Consider the following 278-nt stretch of genomic DNA (forward strand, 5'->3'; position numbering starts at 1 on the left):
GGGAAACAACCCAGACCCACAGCTAAGGTCCCAAATTTTGTGCTAAGTGGAAAACCATGTGGAAAGGCACAGACAGCCAGGAGGTTGGCTTAGAAGCAGCCACCCTTTAAAGAAAGCGTAATAGCTCACTGGTCGAGTCGGTCTGCGGGGAAGATTTAACGGGGCTAAGCACAGAACCGAAGCTTGGGGTGCATAACTTTGTTATGCGCGGTAGAGGAGCGTTCCGTAAGCCGTTGAAGGTGGATTGAGAAGTCTGCTGGAGGTATCGGAAGTGCGAA

Annotated in this window: 1 rRNA gene; it reads left to right on the forward strand. The window is 51.4% G+C overall.

What is annotated here, in order from left to right:
* Positions 1–278: ribosomal RNA gene (locus EN852_RS40655) — 23S ribosomal RNA — on the forward strand; the annotation flags it as partial.

The organism is Mesorhizobium sp. M2E.F.Ca.ET.209.01.1.1, from assembly GCF_004010375.2.
Taxonomy (GTDB): domain Bacteria; phylum Pseudomonadota; class Alphaproteobacteria; order Rhizobiales; family Rhizobiaceae; genus Mesorhizobium.